Source organism: Cryobacterium sp. N22, assembly GCF_002929555.1.
Taxonomy (GTDB): domain Bacteria; phylum Actinomycetota; class Actinomycetes; order Actinomycetales; family Microbacteriaceae; genus Cryobacterium.
Genome location: NZ_PJJP01000029.1, coordinates 42,179 through 65,158, shown reverse-complemented (window position 1 = coordinate 65,158; position 22,980 = coordinate 42,179). Strand labels below are relative to the sequence as shown.

General features: G+C 68.2%; 22 protein-coding genes. 12 read left to right on the top strand and 10 right to left on the bottom strand.

The genetic code is table 11. The features are described from left to right. Positions 1-4: 4 nt before the first annotated feature. From CXY76_RS05890 to CXY76_RS05880, 3 genes are read right to left on the bottom strand one after another with little or no spacing between them, the layout of a single operon-like run. Positions 5-1,804, bottom strand: a complete 1,800-nt coding sequence (locus CXY76_RS05890) for a polysaccharide deacetylase family protein (protein WP_104163309.1) — start codon at positions 1,802-1,804, stop codon at positions 5-7. A 19-nt stretch (positions 1,805-1,823) separates the two neighbouring features. Then, entirely contained in the window at positions 1,824-3,164 is a 1,341-nt protein-coding gene (locus tag CXY76_RS05885; protein ID WP_104163308.1) for a glycosyltransferase, read from the bottom strand. Positions 3,165-3,166: 2 nt separating this feature from the next. Continuing rightward, positions 3,167-3,547, bottom strand: a complete 381-nt coding sequence (locus CXY76_RS05880; RefSeq protein ID WP_104163307.1) for a hypothetical protein — start codon at positions 3,545-3,547, stop codon at positions 3,167-3,169. A 271-nt stretch (positions 3,548-3,818) separates the two neighbouring features. Here CXY76_RS05880 and CXY76_RS05875 point away from each other — a divergent pair, with 271 nt between their 5' ends. Further along, positions 3,819-5,609, top strand: a complete 1,791-nt coding sequence (locus CXY76_RS05875) for a proline--tRNA ligase (protein ID WP_369826078.1) — start codon at positions 3,819-3,821, stop codon at positions 5,607-5,609. Positions 5,610-5,690: 81 nt separating this feature from the next. On the opposite strand, the gene CXY76_RS05870 is transcribed toward CXY76_RS05875, so the two are convergent. Next, on the bottom strand, positions 5,691-6,524 hold the full coding sequence (locus CXY76_RS05870) for a DUF1206 domain-containing protein (RefSeq protein ID WP_104163305.1): 834 nt from the start codon (positions 6,522-6,524) through the stop codon (positions 5,691-5,693). A 163-nt stretch (positions 6,525-6,687) separates the two neighbouring features. Between CXY76_RS05870 and nusA the strand changes: the two genes are divergently transcribed. The 5 genes from nusA to CXY76_RS05845 all read left to right on the top strand — a co-directional run bounded on the left by nusA (position 6,688) and on the right by CXY76_RS05845 (position 12,290). Beyond that, complete coding sequence (nusA, locus tag CXY76_RS05865; RefSeq protein WP_088455500.1) at positions 6,688-7,698, top strand: transcription termination factor NusA; 1,011 nt, start codon at positions 6,688-6,690, stop codon at positions 7,696-7,698. Between the two features lie 8 nt (positions 7,699-7,706). Next, the gene (locus CXY76_RS05860) at positions 7,707-7,964 is read left to right on the top strand and encodes a YlxR family protein (protein WP_088455501.1); all 258 of its coding nucleotides are present in this window, start codon (positions 7,707-7,709) and stop codon (positions 7,962-7,964) included. A 76-nt stretch (positions 7,965-8,040) separates the two neighbouring features. Then, positions 8,041-10,896, top strand: a complete 2,856-nt coding sequence (gene infB / locus CXY76_RS05855; RefSeq protein ID WP_104163304.1) for a translation initiation factor IF-2 — start codon at positions 8,041-8,043, stop codon at positions 10,894-10,896. A 212-nt stretch (positions 10,897-11,108) separates the two neighbouring features. Further along, positions 11,109-11,642 carry a 30S ribosome-binding factor RbfA gene (gene rbfA, locus CXY76_RS05850; RefSeq protein ID WP_104163303.1) on the top strand — a complete coding sequence of 178 codons (534 nt, stop codon included), beginning with the start codon at positions 11,109-11,111 and terminating at the stop codon, positions 11,640-11,642. A 165-nt stretch (positions 11,643-11,807) separates the two neighbouring features. Continuing rightward, positions 11,808-12,290 (top strand): DUF805 domain-containing protein, encoded by a 483-nt coding sequence (locus CXY76_RS05845; protein WP_104163302.1) that lies wholly within the window; start codon positions 11,808-11,810, stop codon positions 12,288-12,290. Positions 12,291-12,372: 82 nt separating this feature from the next. On the opposite strand, the gene CXY76_RS05840 is transcribed toward CXY76_RS05845, so the two are convergent. The 3 genes from CXY76_RS05840 to CXY76_RS05830 are packed head-to-tail and all read right to left on the bottom strand — an operon-like array spanning position 12,373 to position 15,536. Next, the gene (locus tag CXY76_RS05840) at positions 12,373-13,341 is read right to left on the bottom strand and encodes an aldose 1-epimerase family protein (RefSeq protein ID WP_104163301.1); all 969 of its coding nucleotides are present in this window, start codon (positions 13,339-13,341) and stop codon (positions 12,373-12,375) included. After that, entirely contained in the window at positions 13,334-14,605 is a 1,272-nt protein-coding gene (locus CXY76_RS05835) for a D-arabinono-1,4-lactone oxidase (protein ID WP_104163300.1), read from the bottom strand. Before CXY76_RS05835 ends, CXY76_RS05840 begins: the two co-directional genes overlap by 8 nt. Before the next feature lie 34 nt (positions 14,606-14,639). Further along, entirely contained in the window at positions 14,640-15,536 is an 897-nt protein-coding gene (locus tag CXY76_RS05830) for an A/G-specific adenine glycosylase (protein WP_104163358.1), read from the bottom strand. Positions 15,537-15,601: 65 nt separating this feature from the next. On the opposite strand from CXY76_RS05830, the gene CXY76_RS05825 reads away from it, so the two are divergent. After that, positions 15,602-16,204 (top strand): hypothetical protein, encoded by a 603-nt coding sequence (locus CXY76_RS05825; protein WP_104163299.1) that lies wholly within the window; start codon positions 15,602-15,604, stop codon positions 16,202-16,204. Here the strand turns inward: CXY76_RS05825 and CXY76_RS05820 are convergent. Both CXY76_RS05820 and CXY76_RS05815 read right to left on the bottom strand, forming a co-directional pair. Further along, positions 16,188-17,189: a ketopantoate reductase family protein gene (locus CXY76_RS05820; RefSeq protein ID WP_104163298.1), complete on the bottom strand. Its 1,002-nt coding sequence runs from the start codon at positions 17,187-17,189 to the stop codon at positions 16,188-16,190. The two genes, CXY76_RS05825 and CXY76_RS05820, sit on opposite strands and share 17 nt — an antisense overlap. Positions 17,190-17,225: 36 nt before the next feature. Beyond that, complete coding sequence (locus CXY76_RS05815; protein ID WP_104163297.1) at positions 17,226-18,677, bottom strand: DHA2 family efflux MFS transporter permease subunit; 1,452 nt, start codon at positions 18,675-18,677, stop codon at positions 17,226-17,228. 89 nt (positions 18,678-18,766) lie between these two features. On the opposite strand from CXY76_RS05815, the gene CXY76_RS05810 reads away from it, so the two are divergent. The 5 genes from CXY76_RS05810 to CXY76_RS05790 are packed head-to-tail and all read left to right on the top strand — an operon-like array spanning position 18,767 to position 22,279. Continuing rightward, positions 18,767-19,414, top strand: coding sequence for a TetR/AcrR family transcriptional regulator (locus CXY76_RS05810; protein ID WP_104163296.1), 648 nt, complete (start codon positions 18,767-18,769; stop codon positions 19,412-19,414). Next, entirely contained in the window at positions 19,407-20,393 is a 987-nt protein-coding gene (gene truB / locus CXY76_RS05805; RefSeq protein ID WP_104163295.1) for a tRNA pseudouridine(55) synthase TruB, read from the top strand. The genes CXY76_RS05810 and truB overlap by 8 nt, the downstream gene beginning before the upstream one ends. Beyond that, positions 20,390-20,758, top strand: a complete 369-nt coding sequence (locus tag CXY76_RS05800; RefSeq protein WP_104163294.1) for a hypothetical protein — start codon at positions 20,390-20,392, stop codon at positions 20,756-20,758. The genes truB and CXY76_RS05800 overlap by 4 nt, the downstream gene beginning before the upstream one ends. 58 nt (positions 20,759-20,816) lie before the next feature. Next, positions 20,817-21,281: a hypothetical protein gene (locus CXY76_RS05795; RefSeq protein ID WP_104163293.1), complete on the top strand. Its 465-nt coding sequence runs from the start codon at positions 20,817-20,819 to the stop codon at positions 21,279-21,281. 56 nt (positions 21,282-21,337) lie between these two features. Next, on the top strand, positions 21,338-22,279 hold the full coding sequence (locus CXY76_RS05790; RefSeq protein ID WP_104163357.1) for a bifunctional riboflavin kinase/FAD synthetase: 942 nt from the start codon (positions 21,338-21,340) through the stop codon (positions 22,277-22,279). Positions 22,280-22,287: 8 nt separating this feature from the next. On the opposite strand, the gene CXY76_RS05785 is transcribed toward CXY76_RS05790, so the two are convergent. Beyond that, positions 22,288-22,980 carry a maleylpyruvate isomerase family mycothiol-dependent enzyme gene (locus tag CXY76_RS05785; protein WP_104163292.1) on the bottom strand — a complete coding sequence of 231 codons (693 nt, stop codon included), beginning with the start codon at positions 22,978-22,980 and terminating at the stop codon, positions 22,288-22,290.

Genomic DNA, 22,980 nt, shown 5'->3' with positions numbered 1-22,980 from the left:
GAGTTCATCCGTTCTCTTCGGGGACTGACGGGCCTTGCAGCTGCTCGAACGCCTGAGCGACCGGTTGGACTTCGATGCCGCTGTCGTCGATGAGCTGCAACTGGGCGGCGAGGACGTCGCTGGTGATGGTGCTCTGGACCGCCACGATGTCGTTCTCCTGGGTGCCGGTCGACTCGGGTGTCGCGATCTGGTGGTAGACGAAAATGAGCCAGCCGTTCACCCGGGATGTCTCGGCGAGTGCTTTGGCCAGGGTCTCCTGCGTGGTCTCGTCGGTCACGTAGAAGACCTTCAGATCGTGCGGTTTCAGGTTCTGCCGGGTGTTGATGTCCTGGTCCGTGCCTCGTACGATGTCGAAGTACTTGCTCGCGTACCAGTCGACCTGGGGGTCGGACCGCCCGAACGGGGGCGCCAGGTTGTCGGTGTCGAGGCCGGCAGTCGCCAGCGCCTCCTCGCTCTTGCGCATCTCCTCGTGCACCCGGTCGGCGCTGATCGAGGTGAGATCGACGTGTTCGTAGCTGTGGGCCGCGAACTCATGTCCGTCCTCGTGCATCCGCTGCACCTCGGCTGCCGTCAGGTAGTTCGGCGTCTCGATAGAGCTGGCGTTGACGTATTGGGTGGTCAGGAAGTCGTGCTCGTCCAGCAGCGGCAAAGCGCGGTCGTATACCGACTGCCAGCCGTCGTCGAACGTGATCGAGACCATGGGCTGGTCCCAACGGAGGGCACCTGGCTTGGTGACGTCGGTCAGCGAATAGTCGCGAATGCCGGTGGTGCCGTCCCCGTGCGACACCAGGGTGACCATGGCCGTCTGCGCCCCAACGGGAGCCTGGAACGTCTCCCTGACCGTCGTCCACTCGCCCGCCGGCTGTACCGTCACCAGGTTGTGGAACTCGCGCCCACCGTTCGCGAGCACAAACTCCGCCACCACGTCCACCTCGCGATCGGACTGGTACGTCGCGCCGAACTCGAACGATTGGTCGGTGGTCACCGGGACCGGCTCGTACTCCCACTTCGCCTCGCCGCTCTCGTAGGCCGCGGTGCGGGTCCAGAGGAAGCGGCCGTCCTCGTCCTCGCCGCGCCCGGACTCCACGGTCGACACCCCGTAGGTGTATGGCGACCACGAGTCCGGCGCATCAGGCTGTGCACCGGCGAGCTCGGCGTTGGGGACGAGGTTGGGGCCCGTCGTCGCGGCGGGCCGCAGACTGACGTCGTGCGCCGCTTCGAGGTATGCGCCCTCGACGCGGAGGGTGCCCGTCGATGCGAGCTTGAAGACGTACTCAACCGCGGTCGTCGTGTCTCCGCTGTCGAACGCGTCGCTCACCGTGAACGCCGAATTGCCCGGCCGTTCGAGAGGGCTCGGCAGCTGCTCCAGAGTTGCGCTGCCGTCGGCGTGGTGATGGCGGGCCAGCAGCGTGAATTTCGCGTCGGTGGTGGCGAACGTCTTGAACAGGTAGGTCTCGCCAGGCTCCACCTCCACCCGCGGGGTCGTCAGCGTGACATCGCCCGAGGCGTACCCGGTGATGTCGACCTTCAGCGCACTGTCGTCCAACTTCCCGTCGACCAGCTCCAGCGACGCCCGGGCGTCCCCGCTGTGACTGACGTTCCAGCCGCCCACGGAGCCGGCGGAGGACGCCGAAGGTCCCGACATCGCCGCCGGAGCCCCCGCCACAGTCGGATCGAGCGCAGGGAGCAGATTTGCGCCGGGCCGCGCCTGCGTGATGCTGCTCGTCCCACCGGTGTACAACAGCCACCCGGTGGTGACCGTGACGACCACCACCAGGCTGAGCACGAGCGGATTCAGCAGCACGCGGAGACCCCGCCTTTGCCTATGCGCCACGAGCCACCGCCACAGTGCTCCCGGCCCGCTGCGGTGACTTCCAGGTGTTGACCTCGGGACGCCGGAAGAGGCCGCCCATGCGCGTGATGCAGCGGAGCGCCGCCGTCAGTTGCACCAGGTCCATGATGTAGAACAGCAGGTACGCCGTCGGCGCGTAGATGGACAGCCGAGCGCGTTCACGCACGGTCAGGTTTTCATCCATCCAGATGGTCAGCAGTGTGTAGACGGTTATGGTGGCGTACGCACCGAGTATCAGGGCGGGCGTCTGCGTGGCCAGCGACCAGTAGACCGCGTACGTCCAGGCCAGAGGCGACACAAGCAGCGTGAACTCGCTGAGCATCGCCATCGGCATCCGGTAGTAGGTGAGCGTGCCGGTGTACCGGCGGCTCGGGTTGAGCATCATGGCGCGGTACTTGATGAGGTTCTGGAGGCTGCCGTACTTCCAACGGAAACGCTGCTTGGCCAAGGCGGGGAGCGTGAGCACGCCCTCGGTCTTCGCAACCACGTCAGCGCCATAGACCATGCGGAAGCGCCGGTTGCCCAGGCTGGTGATCTTCATGCTCAGGCCGATGTCCTCGGTCAGGGTGTCAGTGTCGTAGAAGTCGACCTTGCGGAGCACGCGCATCCGATAGGTGGAAGCGACCCCACCCACCACGAACTCGCAGTTCAGCAGTGAGTAGAGCTTCTTCGAGCGGTATCCGATCATGTGCTCGAATCGCTGCAGCAGGCCGAGCGCCGTGGTGTCCGCCAGGATCTGCACGTTTGCGGCGACACCGGCCACGTACGGGTCGTCGAAGTAGGACAGCGCGTTGCTGATGGCGTCCGGCTCAAGGATCGAGTCGGCGTCGAGCGTCATGACGTACTGACCGCGCCCGTGCCGTCGAAGCGCAGAGTTGAGCGCCACGCCCTTGCCGACGTTCTTGCGCATCCGCACAACGCGCAGGTCCATCTCGGGGTGACGCACCTGGTAGTCGCGCACAAACCGACCGGTGAGGTCGGTGGACGCGTCGTCCGCGACGAGAACCTCGATGGAACGGTAGGTGCTGCGCCGGATGGAATCGAGCGTCTGGACGATCACCGCTTCCTCGTTGTGGGCGGCGATGACGATGGAGACCAGCCCGGGCACCTCGGGCAGGGCGCGACTGGTCCAGGTGGCCGTGGCCGCGCATTCCGCCTCGTACTCGGCGGGGAACCGGACGCCCCACATCGCCTGCCGCCGCTGCTGCCAGACGTCGTAGAAGTTGGCGCCCACCAGGTACAGGCCGAAGTGCACGACATAGAGGATGCTGACGGCGGCGAACAGCCAGAAGATCATGAGTGGGATGTCCATGCTCACGCCTCCACGGAATCGGCGGTGAGCGCGGGCGCGTGCGCGGAATGCGCGGCGCGCGTGCGCGCGGCGGGCGTGCGTGCGGCGGGCAGAGGCTCAGCGCGCCGGGTGCGAGGCGCGTCCAGCGGCACCCTCGCGGACACGGCGACGGGGGCAGGGACGGCGGCGCGCCGGGCGGCCTCGGTCTCGGCGAGAGCCTTGCGGGCGGCGGCGTGCCGGTAGATCCGCATGCCGACGAAACGGATGACCGCCGTGAGGATCACCAGGCTCCACAGGGCAACGCTCAGCTGAGCCACGAAGCCGAGCAGGCCCTCGAACATCGCGCCGTCCCTGCCGAAGGTCGACTGTTCAGCTACGGCGATGCCCTCCTCGATGCGCGTCACCGGAGGCGCCCTTCTGTGACCAGCGGGTAAGCCGCTGCGGCGCAGGCAAATGTGTGGCGTGGAAAGGTCTGCATGGGTGTGGTCCTCCCTGGGTAATCGGGATGCTCACCGCGTAGCTCTCGGGCTTGCTGCACGCGGGGGCTTTCCTACGGTGTGGAACGTAGAAGGGTTTTCCGCTCTTGCATACCCTCGTTTGGGAGAGGGGCGAATAGTTCGGTGAGGGTGGTACCATACGCCGCGCCGTCCCGTGGCCATTTCCACGCTCACTAGGATGAGGTGCGTGCCTATTCGTATGTCGAACTACTTCCTCCGGACCCTTCGCGAAGACCCCTCTGATGCAGAGGTCACCAGCCACCGACTGCTTGTGCGGGCCGGTTACATCCGCCGTCAGGCGCCGGGCATCTTCGCCTGGCTGCCGCTGGGCCTCAAGGTCAAGGCGAAGATCGAGACCATCATCCGCGAAGAGATGGCCGCTGCCGGCGCCTTCGAGGTGCACTTCCCGGCCCTGCTGCCGCGCGAGCCCTACGAGATCACCGGCCGCTGGGACGAGTACGGCGACGGCCTGTTCCGCCTGCAGGACCGGAAGGGCAGTGACCTGCTGCTGGCCCCCACCCACGAAGAGGTCTTCACCCTGATGGTGAAGGACCTCTACAACAGCTACAAAGACCTGCCCCTGTCGGTCTTCCAGATCCAGGACAAGTACCGCGACGAGGCCCGCTCCCGCGGAGGCCTGCTGCGCGGCCGCGAGTTCACCATGAAGGACGCCTACTCCTTCGACCACACCGACGCCGGCCTCGAGACCAGCTACCAGGCCCAACGCGACGCCTACGAGCGCATCTTCACCCGCCTCGGCCTCGAATACGTCGTGGTGCAGGCGGATGCCGGCGCCATGGGCGGCTCCAAGAGCGAAGAGTTCCTGCACCCCACCCCGGTCGGCGAAGACACCTTCGTGCGCTCTGCCGGCGGCTACGCGGCCAACGTCGAGGCGTTCCGCACGCTGGCGCCCGAGGCCATCGACTTCGCGGGCTTCCCCGCCGCCCAGGTGCACGACACCCCGGACACCCCCACCATCCAGACCCTCGTCGATTCGGCCAACGCCAGCCAGCCGCGCCCGGACGGCCGCGACTGGACCGCCGCGGACACCCTCAAGAACGTCGTACTCGCCCTCGTGCAGCCCGATGGCAGCCGCGAGATCGTGGTCATCGGTCTGCCCGGCGACCGCGAGGTGGACCTCAAGCGCGTTGAGGTGGCCTTTGCCCCCGCCGAGGTCGAGGCCGCCAACGACGGCGACTTCGCCAAGCTCGCCAAGATCCCCGGCCGCCCCGGCCTGGTCAAGGGCTACATCGGCCCGTGGGCCGCCACCGGCGCAATGCTGGGCGCCGAATCGGCCACCGGCATCCGCTTCCTCGTCGACCCGCGCATCGTCGACGGCACCGAGTGGATCACCGGCGCCAACGAGGCAGGCCGCCACGTGTTCGGTCTTGTCGCCGGCCGTGACTTCATCGCTGACGGCACCGTCGAGGCCGCGGATGTGCGTGCCGGCGACCCCGCCCCCGACGGCTCCGGCCCGGTGGAGCTGGCCCGCGGCATGGAGATCGGCCACGTGTTCCAGCTCGGCCGCAAGTACGCCGAGTCGCTGGGGCTCAAGGTTCTCGACGAGAACGGCAAGCTCGTCACGGTCACCATGGGTTCATACGGCATCGGCGTCACCCGGGCGCTTGCCGTGATCGCCGAACTCAACAACGACGCGAAGGGCCTGATCTGGCCCGAGGCCGTGGCACCGTTCGACGTGCACGTGATCGCCACCGGCCGCGACGAGATCGTCTTCGAGACCAGCGAGGCCGTGACCGCGATGGTCGAGGCCTCCGGCCGCGACGTGCTCTACGACGACCGCCGCAAGGTGTCGCCCGGCGTCAAGTTCGGCGACGCCGAACTGATCGGCATCCCCACCATCGTGATCGTTGGCCGCGGCGCGGCCGACGGCATCGTGGAGCTGTGGGACCGCCGCTCGGGCGAGCGCACCCAGGTGGCCGTCACGGAGCTGGCCGCCCACTTCGCCTAACCCAGCACTCACGAAAGCGGTCGTTCGGTTGCCTCAGCAACGCTGAAGCAACCGTACGACCGCTTTCGCGTGCCGGTGTGGCTAGAGCCGGGCGAACCGGGCGCGGAAGAAGCAGTAGACGCCGTAGGCGATCAGGCCCAGGCCGACCAGCACCAGGATGGCCACACCGAACGGCAGGGCGGCCAGTGAGCGCAGCGCACCGTCGAGACCGGTCGACTGGCTCGGGTCGACCGTGAAACCGGCCACGATCACCAGGATGCCCACGACACCCACGGCGACGCCCTTGGCGATGTACCCGGCGACGCCGAGGCCCACCGTGACAGTGCCCAGGGTGCCTGCGGGTACGGCCAGGTCCTCGGTGAACGTGCGCGCGACACCCTTGTAGACGAAGTACCCGCCGATCACCAGAACGGCGAGCCCGGCGATCATGAGCAGCACCGGACCGCCGGGCAGAGCGAGCACGGATGCGCTGGCCGACGCCGTGCTCCCCGACGAGTCCGCCGACCCCGTCAGCGCGACCGTCAGGGCCGTGCCGGCCACGAACAGGTACGCCACGCCCTTGCCGATCTCCTTGAGCCGGTGCGCCCAGACCTTCTTCGGATCGTTGCCCGGCACCAGGAACGCCTGCAGGATCTGCCAGAGTCCCAGGGCCGCCAGACCGACCACGATGATCCAGATGACGAACACGCCGCCGGGGGACTGGGCGAGCTGGCCCAGAGCCCCGGACTGATCCGCGCTCTCCCCGCCGGCGCCGATCGCCAGGCCGATCGCGATGGCACCGATCAGGCCGTGCAGCAGTCCGTTGACCGCGTAACCGGCCTTGGCCAGGGTCTTCAGATGCGGGTTGTCGCCGGCGCTCTGCGCGGCACGACCGGCCGAACGGGCGCCGGACTCTGCATTGGATCGAGTATTCATCGCAATATCGTAACCGCGCGGGCTGCTGACACCACCAGAACGCGGTCGGTGAGTCCCCTGGGCGCCGCCGGGCGGGTGACGGGCGTGCCGGGATTCCGGTACCGTAGGGAGAAGCCCGCTGCGCGGTTTCGCGGCGGCAAGATCTGAATAGAGGAGGCCGGCCATGGACATCGACCTCAGCGTGTTGCGGCTGATGGAGCGCGAGAAAGAGATTCCCTTCGAGGAACTCGTGCAGATCATCGAGCAAGCAATTCTGACGGCCTACCTCAAGCACACCCACCAGGGTGAGCCGCTGAAGCAGGCTGCGGAAGAAGAACCCGGAGCTCGCGTCGTACTCGACCGCAAGTCCGGTCACGTCGACATTTACATTCCTGAGCACGACGAAGAGGGCAACATCATCGGCGAAGCCGTTGACAACCCCGACGACTTCGGTCGCATTGCCGCATTCGCGGCCAAGCAGGTCATCAACCAGCGTCTGCGCGACATCGCGGATGACGCGGTGCTCGGCGAGTTCAAGGGCCGCGAAGGCGAGATCGTCGCCGGCGTGATCCAGCAGGGACCCAACCCCCGCATGATCCACGTCGACCTCGGCACCATCGAGGCGATCCTTCCTCCCGAGGAGCAGGTGCCCGGCGAAAGCTACGTGCACGGTTCGCGCATCCGGGTGTACGTCACGGCCGTCGGGCGTGGCATGAAGGGCCCGCAGATCACGGTCTCCCGCACACACCCGTCGCTCGTGCGCCGGTTGTTCGCGCTGGAGGTCCCCGAGATCGCCAGCGGTGTCGTGGAGATCGTGTCACTGGCCCGCGAGGCCGGCCACCGCACCAAGATCGCCGTGCGCGCCACCGAGCCCGGCGTCAACGCCAAGGGTGCCTGCATCGGCGAGCTCGGCCAGCGCGTGCGCGCGGTGACCTCGGAGCTCAACAACGAGAAGATCGACATCGTCGACTACTCGCCGGACCTGGCCACCTTCGTGGCCAGCGCGCTGTCGCCCGCCAAGGTCACCAGCGCCTACGTCATCGACGAGTCGATCAAGGCGGTCCGGGCCCTCGTGCCCGACTACCAGCTGTCGCTCGCGATCGGCAAGGAGGGCCAGAACGCCCGCCTCGCCGCCAAACTGACCGGCGCCAAAATCGACATCCAGCCGGACAGCATTCTGGAGGACGACGAATAGGGGGTACGATGGATCCCGTTAGAACGTGCATTGGATGCCGTTCCCGCGCCTCACGCTCCTCACTTCTGAGGATCGTCGCCCAGAATTCGGACCTGGTGGTTGATGAAACCGCCACACTCCCTGGGCGAGGCGCGTGGATTCATCCCACCATCGCGTGCTTCCAGGAGGCCGTGAGGCGACGCGCTTTCGGGCGTGCCCTTCGGGTGACCAGCCCCCTGGACGCAAAACAACTAGAGAACAGGCTGACTTGGCTAATGGATAACTAATGAGCGGCTCGAAATGAGAACCGTCCGTTACTAACGGTCTGCCCCTTTCCGGGTGCAGGCCCGGAACAGGAGAATTGTGGCTGCGAAACCACGCGTACACGAGATCGCAACTGAACTCGGTGTCGACAGCAAGGTAGCCCTTGCGAAATTGAAAGAGATGGGCGAGTTCGTCAAGGGACCGTCTTCCAGCGTTGAACCCCCCGTTGCACGCCGTCTGCGTGCAGCACTCGAGGCCGACGGAGTCGCCACCGGCGGCGCCGCTGCCGCACCGGCGGCCCCGGCCGCCGCCGCAAAGCCCGCGTCGACCACCACGGCCAAGCCCGGTGGCGCACGTCCCTCCCCGGCACGTCCCGCCGCACCGGTGCCCGCACCTGTCGTCGAGGCCCCGGCAGCGGATGCACCGCCGATGCCCGCCGCGCCGCTCACCGTGGCAGAGCGCCAGGCCGCAGCGACCGAGAAGGCCGCCGCAGCCGAGAAGGCTGCAGCGACCGAGAAGGCCGCCGCAACCGAGGTCGCCGGCACCGACGTGACCCCCGAGGCCGCCGCACCGGCCGCTCCGGCCGACGGCGACAAGCCCGCCGCCGCCAAGCCCGGTGGAACCGTCCCGCGTCCGGGAGCACGTCCGGGTAACAACCCGTTCGCCAGCAACCAGGGCATGGGCAAGACCCCCACCCCGCGTCCGGGCAACAACCCGTTCGCGAGCGCGCAGGGTATGGGACAGCGTCCGCCGTCCACGTCCTCGCCCAGCAACATCCCCCGCCCCGCCGCACCCCGTCCCGGCGCTCCGCGTCCGGGCGGACCCGGACAGGCACCCCGCCCGACCGGCTTCGGCCAGCGTCCGGGTGGCTTCCAGCGTCCCGGTGGCGCTCCGGGCGGCGCCGGTGGCGCACGCCCCGGCTTCACCCGCCCCGGTGCACCTGCCGGTGCCCCCGGCTTCGGCCCGCCCCGCCCCGCCGGTGGCGGCGGCGCCGGTGGTCGTGGCCGTGGTCCCGGCGGTGGAACCGCTGGTGCGTTCGGTCGCGGAGGCGGCAAGAACAAGGCACGCAAGTCGAAGCGGACGAAGAGGGCCGAGTTCGAGCTGCGCGAGGCTCCGTCGCTGGGTGGCGTCAGCGTCCCCCGTGGCGATGGCGGAACCGTGGTGCGTCTGCGCCGCGGTGCCTCGATCACCGACTTTGCCGACAAGATCGACGCGAGCCCGGGCAACCTGGTCACCGTGCTGTTCCACCTCGGTGAGATGGCAACGGCGACCGAGTCGCTCGACGAGGCCACCTTCGACGTGCTGGGCAGCGAGCTGGGTTACAAGATCCAGATGGTCTCGCCCGACGACGAAGACCGCGAGCTGCTGCTCGCCTTCGATATCGACATCGACCAGGAGCTGGCCGACGAGACCGACGAAGAGCTCGTAGTTCGTCCTCCCGTCGTCACCGTCATGGGTCACGTCGACCACGGTAAGACCGCGCTGCTCGACGCCATCCGTAACGCCAAGGTCGCTGCCGGTGAAGCCGGTGGCATCACCCAGCACATCGGTGCCTACCAGGTCGTCACCGAGCACGAGGGCATCGAACGCGCCATCACCTTCATCGACACCCCCGGTCACGAGGCGTTCACCGCCATGCGTGCTCGTGGTGCGCAGGTCACCGACATCGCGATCCTCGTGGTCGCCGCCGATGACGGCATCATGCCGCAGACGATTGAGGCGCTCAACCACGCGCAGGCCGCCAACGTGCCGATCGTGGTCGCAGTGAACAAGATCGACAAGGCCGGTGCGAACCCGCAGAAGGTGCGCCAGCAGCTCACCGAATTCGGTCTCGTCGCCGAAGAGTACGGCGGAGACGTCATGTTCGTCGACGTGTCGGCGAAGAACAAGATCGGCATCCAGGAAATCCTCGACGCCGTCCTGCTCACCGCAGACGCCGGACTCGACATGCGCGCCAAGCCGAACAAGGATGCTCGCGGTGTGGCCATTGAGGCCAAGCTCGACAAGGGCCGCGGTGCAGTCGCCACGGTGCTCATCCAGTCCGGAACGCTGCACGTCGGCGACTCGATCGTCGCCGGCACCGCCTACGGCCGCGTTCGTGCGATGGCCGACGAAAACGGCAACGCCGTTCTCGCCGCCACGCCGTCCCGTGCCGTCCAGGTGCAGGGCCTCTCGAGCGTTCCCCGCGCCGGTGACACCTTCCTCGTCATCGAGGAAGACCGCACCGCGCGTCAGATCGCCGAGAAGCGCGAAGCCGCAGAGCGGAACGCACTGCTGGCCAAGGCCCGCAAGCGCATCAGCCTCGAAGACTTCACCCGTGCACTCGAAGAGGGCAAGGTCGAATCGCTCAACCTCATCATCAAGGGTGACGTTTCCGGTGCCGTTGAGGCCCTGGAAGAATCGCTGCTCAAGATCGAGGTCGACGACTCCGTACAGCTGCGCATCATCCACCGTGGTGTCGGTGCGGTCACGGAGAGCGACGTCAACCTCGCTACCGTCGACAACGCCATCATCATCGGCTTCAACGTTCGCCCCGACACGAAGGCGCGCGAACGTGCGGCTCGTGAAGGCGTGGACGTGCGCTTCTACTCCGTCATCTACAACGCGCTCGAGGACATCGAGTCTTCCCTCACCGGAATGCTCAAGCCCGAGTTCGAAGAAGTGCAGAGTGGTATCGCCGAGATCCGCGAGGTCTTCAGCTCGTCCAAGTTCGGAAACGTCGCCGGTGTCATCGTGCGTTCGGGAACGATCACGCGAAACGCCAAGGCGCGGGTCATCCGCGACGGCATCGTTGTGGGCGACAACCTGGCCATCGAGTCGCTGCGTCGCTTCAAGGATGACGTCACCGAGGTGCGTACGGACTTCGAGGCCGGTATCGGTCTTGGTAAGTTCAACGACATCCAGATCGGCGATGAGATCGAGACGATCGAATTGAAGGAAAAGCCGCGTAGCTAGTAGCTACTCGTGGCAAGGGGTCTCCGCTTGATCCCCCCTGAAAAGGGAAGAGCGGGGACCCCTACCCCGATTCCCCTGCGTCTATTAGACGCCGTGGGGGGATCGAGCTCCGACCCCAGTCCTCGAGACACCATCCGTCAATACGATGGTGGGGGAGGGCTCAAGAGCGTGAAGAAGTACCCCGAAATTTATAGGTTCAATAGGAGTTCGACATGGTAGATCCGGCACGCGCTAGAAAGATGGCGGACCGCATCAAGGTCATCGTGGCCAAGCGGCTCGAACGCGGCATCCGCGACCCGAGGCTCGGCTTCGTGACCATCACCGACGTCAAGGTCACCGGCGACCTGCAGCACGCCTCGGTGTTCTACACGGTCTACGGCTCCGAAGACGAGCGCAAGGACAGCGCCGCAGCGCTCAAGGCCGCCACCGGCATGATGCGCAGCGAGGTGGGCAAGAACATCACCGCCCGGCTGACACCGTCGATCGAGTTCATCGCCGACGCCATCCCGGAAAACGCCGCTCTCATCGACGACCTGCTGCGCGAAGCGCGCGAACGCGACACCCAGGTAGGCGAGATGGCCCGCACGGCCGTCTACGCCGGCGACGAAGACCCGTACGTCAAGCCCCGCGAATACGCCGAGGACGACGACGACGAGGATGACGACGACACCGAAGAGGACGAGGCGGAGACGCCCCCCGTACACACGGGCCGTCACGCCGCACCCACGGAACCTGACGCTCTGTAGTCCTCCGCGCACCATCGTTCGAAGCCTCCGGCCGACCCTCGGGTCCCGGAGGTTTCGGCTGTGTGACATATAACGGAACATCAGGCATCTTTCTAAGAAATCCCCGGTGACCGCGCCCATTTACTTCTAGGATCGACGCAATCGTCCCATCCTGAAGGAGTTGTCATGGTCGTACCCCAGCAAACCGCCGCACCTGTCGCGGGCGTTCCCCTCTCCCAGCCGTACTACGGCGCCCCGATCGCGGTAGCGGTCAAGCGCTTCTTCAGCAAGTACGCCACCTTCTCCGGTCGGGCCAGCCTGAGTGAGTACTGGTGGTGGGCACTGGTGAACTACGCGGTGCTCTTGGTGCTGGGTATCCTCGCACTCGTTGCCGGCGGCACCCCGACGGTGTCAGCCGCCGGCACGGTGGCGCCGCCGTCCGGTGGAGCAATCGTGGTGGTGCTCATAATCACCGTGTACTCGCTGGCCACGATCATCCCGGGACTGGCGCTCACGGCCCGCCGCCTGCACGACGGCAACTTCTCGGCCCTGTTCATCCTCATCGCCCTGGTGCCCGGCATCGGCGGACTGATCCTCTTCATCCTCACCCTGCTGCCGTCGAAGCCGGAAGGCTCACGTTTCGACCAGGGTTCTGCCGAGTACCGCTGATCTCGAGCACACCAGCCCGAGCACAAGAGGAAGACCCCGTGGCTGGTGCCACGGGGTCTTCTGCTGTGTCGGGCCGGCCCGGTCAGGCCTGGATGGCGGCTATGGTCCAGGCTGCCGAGTGGGAGGCGGCGGGGGCCAGCAGCACCAGGTCTTCGCCGGTGGAGAAGGCGTCCGGCGGGCAGGTCATCGGTTCCACGGCCAGGCCGATGCGGCTGCGCTCTGGCGCTGGACGGTCGGCGGTGTGCACCTGCAGCCAGGGCAACTCGGTGCCGAAGCTCATGCGCACGCCGGTGCCGGCCGGGCTGGTGAGGGTGACGGATGCCGACCCATCCGCCTGGCGTGCGATCGCGGCGAAGGCGTGGTCGATGAAGGTGTCACCGATCAGCCGGGGGGCGCGGAAGTCGAACTCCGGCGTGGTCTCGACCGGGACAGTGGCCACGGGGCTGAGCCGGTCCGGGGTCACCGTGAGATACGCCGCGGCCGGGAACTCGAGGGTCCAGTCGTCGACGACGCCGGGACCGGCCACGAGGTAGGGGTGCGGGCCGGTGCCGTAGGGGGCCGTGCCGGCGCCGAGGTTCTGGGCGGTCACCGTGCTGGTGAGGCCGTCGTCGGAGAGGCTGTAGGTCACCAGGAGGGCGATGCGGTGCGGGTAGCCGTCACTGGGCACGATGGTGGTGCCCAGGGTCACCGAGTCCGCGGACCGCGCCTGCAGCGTCCAGTCGGTCCAGCAGACCAGCCCGTGCAGGGCGTGTGAGCGGCTGGGCTCGGTGAGCGGCAGCTGGTAGTCGACGCCGTCGAAGGTGTAGCTGCCGTCGACCACCCGGTTGGGCCAGGGTGCGAGCACGGCACCCCGGTAGCCGGGACGCACCTCGTCGGCGTCGAAGGGCACGACCAGGTCGCGGCCGTTCCAGGTGAGTATGCGCAGGCTCGCACCGACACTGGCGATCGTGGCCGAGTAGCCGTCGTGACTGATCGTGTACTGCAGGCCCGAGAGCGGCAGTACGGACGCATCCGTGAGGTCGGTGGCGGATGCGACGGCGGCGTCAGTCATGGGGCAGCACTCGTTTCAGGTAGGCGTTCTGGAACCGTGCGTCGGGATCGACCCGACGCAGGTGGGCGGCGAAATCGTCGAGGCGCGGGTAGGCCCGGCGCAGCCCGGCAGGCGACATCGTGGACACCTTGCCCCAGTGCGGGCGGGGCGCGAAGGGCTCCAGGGTGTGCTCGATCAGCGGCAACACCGTGAGGATCTCGGCCGGCAGCGGCTTCCAGGTGAAGTGGATGGCGAGGGAATCGCGGGCGTAGCTGGGGCTGAGCCAGGCGGTGTCTGCGGCCACGCTGCGGAGCTCGGAGATGTGCAGCAGCGGCGCGATCCGGTCGCCGATCGCGCGCAGCGCCGTGATCGCGGCGACGGCGTGCTCGGCGGGGATCAGGTACTCCGACTGGATCTCCTCGCCGTGACTGGGCTGGAACTCGGACCGGAAATGCGCGAGGCGCTCGTTCCACGGCCCCGGTTCGCGCAGTTGCGCCGTCACGCTGTCGGCGGCGACGCCGGGCAGCGGATGCAGGGGCACCGCGGCCTCCGTCGCGCCCAGGGCAGTGAGGTCCAGCTCCGGCCCATCCACGTCGAGCCGGCGCTTGGACCAGATCTGGTGGGTGTTCTCACCCTGGAAGGTCGTGAACACGCTGACGCTGTAGCCACTGGACATGATGGCGGCCCAGTTCGCGAGGGCCGCGGTCCAGGGCAGCCCCTCGTGCACGTACTGGGAGATCTGGAAGTGCGGCTGCACCCTCAGGGTCACCGCGGTGACGATGCCGACCGCGCCCAGTCCCACCACGGAGGCGGCGAAGTCAGTGTCGTGTTCACTCACGATCTCGACCTGCCCCGATGCGCGCACGATCTCCAGCGCCACGACCGAGGACGCCAGTGACCCGTTGCGCACGCCGGAGCCGTGGGTGCCGGTCTGAATGGCGCCGGCGACCGAGATGTGGGGCAGGGACGCGAGGTTCGGCAGGGCGAGGCCATGCTCGGAGAGGTACGCGCCGACCTGGGCGTAGGTGCTTCCCGCGCCTACCCGCACGCTCACCGCGGCACCGTCGTCACCGAACTGGAGCGACGGTTCGATGCCCAGCCGGTCGAGGGCGATCAGGGTGCCGACGCTGTCGGCGATCGTGGAGAAGGAGTGACGGGAGCCCAGGGCCTTGACCTGTCCGGCGGCGGAGGCGACCGCCGCGACGATTCGGGCGACCTCATCGGTCGTCGCCGGATGCCTGATGTCGTCCGTCGAATACTCGACGTTGCCGGCCCAGTTCTTCATTGAAACCATTTCTGTTGGAGAGAATGCAGGGTTTTCACCCCTGCGAAAGAGCGTACCGCCCGGGTTCGACGAGAACGGCGAGGCCGTCGGCGAGGAGTCCGGCCAGTGCCCGGTCGCGCTGCTCGGCATCCGGCCACACGGTGTCGATCTCACCGTCGGTCACCGGATGGTGAGTGGCACGCAGTTCGGCCATGATCAGCCCGCGCACCTGCCGGTCGCTGCCCTCGAACTTCTTCTGCACGGCCTTCTTCGGTCCCGTGTAGGCCGGGTAGCCGGCCGCGCGCCAGGCGCAGGCATCCCGGATCGGGCAGGTCTCGCACCGCGGGCTGCGGCTGGTGCACACGATGGCGCCCAGCTCCATGATGGCCGCGTTGAACACCGCCGCCGCGACGGGTTCGGCGGGCAACAGCGCCGACATCGATTCGAGGTCCCTGGTTCGGCTGGGCGGCGCGGGTTGGGCCTGCCCGGCCACGGCCCTGGCGATCACCCGGCGGGTGTTGGTGTCGACCACCGGATGCCGGTGGCCATAGGCGAAGACCGCAACCGCCCTGGCCGTGTAGTCGCCGATCCCGGTGAGGGCAAGCAGGTCGTCCACGTCCTCCGGCACGATGCCGCCGTGCCGTTCGGTGATTTGCACTGCAGCGGCGTGCAGCCACAGCGCCCGGCGCGGGTAGCCCAGGCTCGCCCAGGCTCGAACGGCCTCGCCGGGCGGAACGGAGGCCAGGTCGGTGGGTGTCGGCCAGCGTTCGAGCCATTCCGCAAGACGGGGGATGACCCGGTTCACCGGGGTCTGTTGCAGCATGAACTCGCTCACCAGGGTGCCCCAGGCGCTGAAACCGTCACGACGCCAGGGCAGGTCGCGGGCGTTGTCGCCGAACCAGACACTGATGCTGTGGCTGAGGGCGGGGCCGGCGGGTGCTGCGCTGAGCATGGCGCCGTCGACGGGGGCAGCGTTCTGGACTGTGACGTTCATCGGTTCTAACCTAGGCTCGATTCATGAAGCTCGTTTCCACACCCCGCGTCGAGTACCTGCGTACCCTCGCGACCGAGATCCTCAATCTGAACGGCCGGGGCCGGGTGATCGTGGCCGTTGACGGCGCCGACGCCGCGGCTCGCACGGCTTTCGCCGATGATCTGGCCGCGGTGCTCGATGAAGCCGAAAAGCCCACCTATCGGGCGTCGCTGCGCTACTTCCAGCGGTCCAGGGAGGACATCGGCCGGTTCGGCGTCGACTCCCCGGAGCGCTTCTACCGGCACGGCTTCGACTACTCGGCGCTGCGCCGGGTGCTGCTCGAACCGTTCAGGCTCGGCGGCAGCACCGGCTTCGTCACCCAGGTGTTCGACCCCGACCGGGACAGCTGGATCGAACCGACCTGGACCACGGCTCCGGCGGATGCGTTCCTGGTCATCGACGGTGAGTTCATCAACCGCAGTGAGCTGCGGGACGCCTGGAATTACCGCATCCTGCTGGAGAGCGAAGCGACCTCGGAGACCGACTACCTCTACCAGAAGGAGGAACGCCCCCGTCAGGTGGCGTCGGCCGTGATCGACCTCAGCGAGCGGCACCGTCCCCAGCGGGTGTTCAGCGACTCCTGCTGAACCGCGCCAGCACGTCGTCGGGGCTGAGGAACGTTCCGCGTTCCTCCACCTCGTGCACCAGGGCCGTCAGCCGGCTGTTCACCGGGGCCGGAACGCCGGCGGCGGCGGCCTCACGCACCACGACGCCGTTGAGGTGGTCCACCTCGGTGCGTTGGCCGCGGGTGACGCTCTGCAGAGTGGAGCCCAGGTTGGGCACACTGCCCATGCGGGCGCGCATCCGCAGTGGCAGCACCTGGCCCGCCCACGCGGGCAGCAACGAGAAGGCGCGAAGCCGGCGGTCGCCGAGCGCCTGCATCGCCCCGAACCGGATGCCGCGGCGCATGCCCACCCGCACGGCCTCGCGCATGCTCAACGTCATCACCCGGCGCAGGCCCCGGTGGGCGACGACGGCCTGAACGCTGAGCCCGGTGATCGCGGGCAGTGCGTTGAGCATGTTGACCACGAGCTTCGTCCACTGGGCGCCGACGAAATTGTCGATGGCCTGGCAGGGCACCGCCTCGGCGAGCACCGCCTGCCAGTGCCGGGTGGCCGCGTCGGCTTGCCCCGAGCCCCGGCCGAGATAGGTGGGAGCGACGGTAGTGATCGTGACCAGACCTGGTTCGGTGTAATTGGCGGCGATGATCGACAGCGCGCCGAAGCAGTCAGAGCCGGGCAGCAGCCGTCGGGCGGTGTCGACGCCGTCCAGGCCGTTCTGGATCACGATCACCGCCGCGCCGTCGAGCACGGTGGCGTTGTCAGCGATCGCGGCCTCGGCATCCTGCGCCTTGGTGCACACCAGGGCCAGATCGGGCGTCTCGACCAGCCTTTCGAGGGCGGTGGGATGCGCCGTAGCCGGGCCGAAACCGCCCTCGAGCCGGATGCCGTGTTCGCGGATCGCGGCCAGTCCGGCTCCGCGCGCGGTGACGGTCACCTCGTGGCCCGCCGCACTGAGCAGGGTGGCGAAGGTCCCGCCCAGGGCGCCGGCGCCGATCACAGCAATTCGCATGAACTCAGCCTAGGAGCCCCGGCCGGGCAACGTGGACTACCCGCGCACGAGGAGGGCGTCCGCCGGAAGAGGCGCCGGCGCTTGTGCCACCCGGCGGCCGGACGGCAGCGCGAGGGCGATCACGGCCGCGACGGCGAGCACCCCGGCGCCGACCATCACGGCGGGCACTGCGGCATCCACGTACCCGGTGGGAGTCAGGGTGCCGCCGGAGCCGGTGAACACCGCGGTGAGCACCGCGACGCCCAGCGCCACGCCGATCTCGCGGAAGGTGGAGTTGGTGCCGGACGCCTTGGCATGGTCGTCGGGCACCATGTTGGCGAGCACGGCGGTGGAACTCGGCGCGAAGACCAGCCCCATGCCGAGCCCGGCCAGGATGAACGCGCCCACCAGCTCGCCGTATTCGACGTCGGCCGACATTGTCAGGGCGAGCCAGAACATGGCGATCGCGAGCAGGGCCAGCCCCAGCACGATCGGCAGCCTTGTGCCGGTTCTCGGGCTGAGCATGCCGGTGAGCGGGGCCACGATCATGGGTGCCAGCGTCCACGGCATCGTCATCACACCGGCTTCGAGCGGGCTGTGGCCCTGCACGATCTGCAGGAATTGGATGAGGATGAAGATCGACCCGAAGATGCCGAAGCTGAAGGTGATCCCCACCAGGTTCGCGACCGTGAAGCTCCGGTCTCGAAACAGCCGCAACGGCAGCAGCGGTGCGGATGCCCGGCCCTCCCACCAGACGAAGACCAGCAGGAGCGCCCCGCCGCCGATGAGCGCCGTGAGCACCTCGGTGCTGGTCCAGCCGGCCTCGTTGCCCCGCACGATTCCGTAGACGATCCCGAAGACCCCGCCGCCGGCCAACAGCAGGCCGACCACATCGGCGCGCAGCCGGGCACCGAAACTATTGGGCAGCGCGATCAGCGCCAGCGGGACCGACAGCACGCCGAGCGGTACGTTCAACCAGAAGATGGCCTCCCAGTTCCAGCCTTCCACCACGGCCCCGCCGATGAGCGGGCCGAGGGCCACGCCGAGACCGGCGATGCCGCCCCAGATCCCGATGGCCGCGGGCCGGAAGCGGTCGGCCACCGACCCGACGAGCAGGGTAAGGGAGAGCGGCATCAGCGCGGCGGCACCCACACCCTGGAGCGCACGGGCTGAGATCAGCATCCACGGCTCGACACTCATCGCACACAGCGCTGAAGCGGCGGTGAACACCGCGATGCCGGCCAGGAACACCGAGCGGCGGCCGAAACGGTCGCCGATTGCAACGGCCATCAACATGAACGTGGCGAAACTGAGGGAGTAGGCGTTCACCACCCATTGCAGTTCTTCGATGGTCGCGGAGAGGTCGGTGTTGATCACCGGCAGGGCACTGGTGACCACGAGGTTGTCGAGGGTGGCCATGAACATGGGCAGCGACGCGGCGACGACGGCAAGCCAGACGGGCACCCGGTTCAGGCGACCGCCGGCCGGCGGGGAAGAAGCGGTGGTCATGGGAGGTCCCTTCGGGAACGGAGCCAGGAATGTTGTAATCGAATGATTACAAAGTAGGAGATTAGTAATCGACTGATAACCTGTCAAGTGTGAACGAGACATCCGGCACCGCAGCCGCCCAGCCCACCGAGCGCATCCCCGCCGCGGAACGCCGTGAACAGATCTTGGCCGCGGCCAGTGTGGTCTTTGGTGAGCGGGGCTATGCCGGCGCCACCACCGACCAGGTGGCCAGGGCCGCCGGTATCAGCCAGCCCTACGTGGTGCGCATGTTCGGCACCAAGGAGAACCTCTTTCTGGAGGTGCTTGCCCGGGCTCTCGGGCGTCTGGTCGCCGCGTTCAGGCAGATCATCGCCGAGCCGCGCGAGCACGGCGAAGACGAGGCGGAACTGCTGGCCATGCGGCTCGGCGCCGCCTACGTCGACCTCATCGAAGATCGAGGCATCCTGCTCTCGCTCATGCAGGCCTTCATCAGCGGGCATAACACCGTCGTCGGTGCCAAGGCCAGGGCCGGGTTCCTCGAGATCTACCGGATGCTGCGCGACGAGGCCGGGTTCCCGCCGGACGCCATCCGTGGGTTCCTGGCCGACGGGATGCTGTTCAACACGCTCCTGGCCATCCGGCTGCCCGACATCTTCGACGAGGACCCCGACGCCGAGGAACTCATGCGGTGCACGTTCCGTGGCAAGCTCGACGTGGTGCTCGGCGCCACAGCCGCCGACGCCGCAGAACATGCCTGACCCCAGCCAAGAAGGATTTCCAGTGAACGCCCCACGCCGCACGCCCGGCAGCACGACCAGCGGCCTCGTGCTGATCGACAAGCCCCAGGGCTGGACCAGCCACGACGCCGTCGCGCGCACCCGGCGCCTGGCGAACACCCGCAAGGTCGGCCACGCCGGCACCCTCGACCCGATGGCGACGGGCCTGCTGATCCTCGGCATCAACAGCTCCACCCGGCTGCTCACCTACGTGGTCGGCCTCGACAAGGAATACCTGGCCACCATCCGGCTGGGAGCCGCGACGACCACCGACGACGCCGAGGGGGAGGAACTCACCCGCGCGCCCGCCGATGTGGTCGGCGCACTGGCCGAGACCGCCGTCACCGACGGCATCCGGGCCCTGACCGGGGACATCAGCCAGCGGCCCAGCGCCGTGAGCGCCATCAAGGTGGACGGCAAACGCGCCTACGCCAGGGTGCGTGCCGGCGAAGACGTCGAACTGCCCGCCCGGCCCGTCACCGTGAGCGAGTTCGAATTGCTCTCCAGCACGCCGGTCGAGGGATTCCTCGACCTCGAGGTGCGCGTGGTGTGCTCCTCCGGCACCTACATCCGGGCGCTGGCCCGCGACCTCGGCGCGGGTCTCGGTGTGGGCGGCCACCTCACCAGCCTCCGCCGCACCCGCATCGGCCCGTTCGGCATCGACGCCGCCGACCCGCTCGACCAGCTCGACGTGGCCCGCGCCCTGATCGGCCCGGCGGATGCGGCGAGCCGGCTCTTCGGCAGGCTCGACCTGAGCGAGCAGCAGGCCATCGACCTCGGCCACGGCAAGCGCATCGACGCACCCGTCGGCGCCGGCGACGCGGGACCGATCGCCGCCATCAACCCGGACGGCCGGCTCATCGGCCTCGTCGAGTACCGCGCCGGCCAGGCCAAGTCGATCGTGAACTTCCCGCCAGACGAACCAGCGGCCGGCACGGCGCTTGTGGAGGACGGCTCGTGATCGAGTGGTTCACCTACCTGCAACTGGCGATCGCGACCGCCGCCGGCCTGCTCTGCCTGGGCCTGGGGCTGGCCGGCCGGAAACCCACCGACCTCAGCATGGGAGCGACCCTGCTCGTCGAGGTGCTCCTGATCGTTCAGCTCGTGGTGGCCATCGTCGCGCCCCTCACCGGAAACCAGGCCACCGGCAGCCTGCTGGAGTTCTACACCTACCTGGTCAGCGCCATCCTGCTGCCGATATTCGGGGGAGTGTGGGCGCTCATCGAACGCAGCCGGTGGAGCACGGTGATCCTCGGGGTGGTGTGCCTGTCGGTGGCTGTCATGCTCTACCGGATGCTGCAAATCTGGACGGTGCAGGGCGTCTGAGCCGGGGGAACACGACCGGCACCGTTCGGCGTGAAGATGCTGCGATAATTACTGAGCGATGAATGATCTCAAGACCGACTCCGGAGACAATGCCACCGGCACGACGAATCCCGGCCGGGTGACCGGCATCGGGCGTGTGCTGATCATGGTCTACGGCGTCCTCGCCCTCGCCGCAACCGGCCGGTCCTTCGTGCAGATCGTCGGGAAGTTCGACGAGGCTCCGCTGGCGTACACCCTGTCGGCCCTCGCCGCGGTGGTCTACATCGTCGCGACAGTCGCGCTCATCAAGCGTGGGCGCGCCTGGTACCGGATCGCCTGGATCACCATCGGCTTCGAACTGCTCGGCGTTCTCGTGATCGGTACCCTCAGCCTGGTCGACCCGCAGCTGTTCCCGCACGACACCGTGTGGTCGGTGTACGGCCGCGGCTACCTGTTCATCCCGTTGGTACTGCCGATCCTGGGCATGTGGTGGTTGGCCCGCCACGCGCCGGAGCGCACCGACCGGAACGGCGTCCCGGCATGACCGGCGCCCAGGCCACGCCCATGAACGTCCCCTCAGACCTGCCCTCGAGCGCGGCCATGAGGGTTTTCACCGGCCGCGACGCCGTTCCGACCGACTGGCCGGCCTCCGCGGTGAGCATCGGCAAGTTCGACGGTGTGCACGCCGGTCACCGCGCCGTGATCGCGGAGCTGAAGACCCTTGCCCGCAGGGAAGGCCTGGCCGCCGTCGTCGTCACCTTCGACAGGCATCCGCTGTCCCTGCTGAACCCCGACAAGTGTCCCGCCGAGCTGGTCAGTGTGCAGCAGAAGCTCGACCTGCTCGGTGACACCGGCATCGACGCCACCGTGGTGCTCGCCTTCGACAGGGCGCTCTCGTCGCTGCCGCCGGAGGATTTCGTGCGTGACATCCTCGTGGACACGCTGCACGCCCGGCACGTGATGGTGGGCCGGGACTTCAGGTTCGGCGCTCGCGGTGCCGGCGACGCCGACCTGCTCACAGAGCTCGGCGGCCGGTACGGATTCGATGTGCGACTGATCGACGACGTCACGCCGCTCGGGGAGCGCCGGGTCTCGTCGACCTGGATCCGCGAGCTGCTCTCGGACGGTGACGTGCGGGCGGCGGCCCGGTTGCTCGGGCACACCCCCACCGTTCGCGGAATGGTTGTGCACGGTGCGGCCAGGGGGCGCGAACTCGGCTTTCCCACCGCGAACCTCGCGCCGGAGGCCGAGGGACTGGTGCCTGCGGACGGCGTCTACGCCGGCTGGCTCACCGACAACGGGGTGCGCCATCCTGCCGCCATCTCCATCGGCAACAACCCCACCTTCGAGGGCGTGCCGCAGAAACAGGTCGAGGCGTACGTGCTCGACCAGGACATCGACCTGTACGACCACGTCGTCGAGGTCGCTTTTGTCGAGCACATCCGCGGCATGGTCGCGTTCACCGGCATCGAGCCGCTGATCCGGCAGATCGAGGACGACGTCGTGAAGACCCGCGCCATCCTGCAGCTCCCGCCCGGCTAGCCCGCCTACTACCCGGCCGGCTGCTCCGGCGGTGCCTGAACGGGTGGGGTATCGGCGGGCAGCGGTCCGCGGCCGAACAGGAACAGAATCAGGCCCGACGCCGGTGCCCGCAGCGGCGTGCCGTGGCCGACGCTCCATTCGGCATCCGTCGCAATCAGCCGGCGGGTGCGCAGCACGGCCTTGATCTCGGTGGGGGCGATCAGACTGCGCCGCAACGCCACCGCCCCGCCCGCGGTCGCGTGTACGGGCAGGGTCAGGCCGAGCGGATGCGCCACGTCGAGGCCGTGCACCACGGCCTCGGTCAGCTCGGTGATGCCACCGCGGCCCGAGGCCGCCCTGGCGGCGGCGATCTCCCGCAGCCGGGCCACCAGCTGCGCCGGCTCGGCCGCGGCCGCGGCCCGGCTCACGACGTCGATGGCGCGCGACGGGCGCACAAAGTGACCGACGTACGCGCGGGCGGCGCTGCCGACGAGTTCCCGTCTGCTGCTGCCGAGCCGCCAGACCAGGTGTCCGGCGACGTCACGCACCCGCCAGCCGGCGCACAGGCTCTCTGCCTCCCACTGCTCGGGGGTCAGCCCGGCGAGCAGGTCGGCGATGGCCGTGACGGTGGCCGCCAGGTGCCCCGACCAGCGTGCGTTCACGCCGGACTCGTTGCCGACGCTCCGCAAGCTGAGGGGGAGGAGTCGCGCGAATTCTGCCAT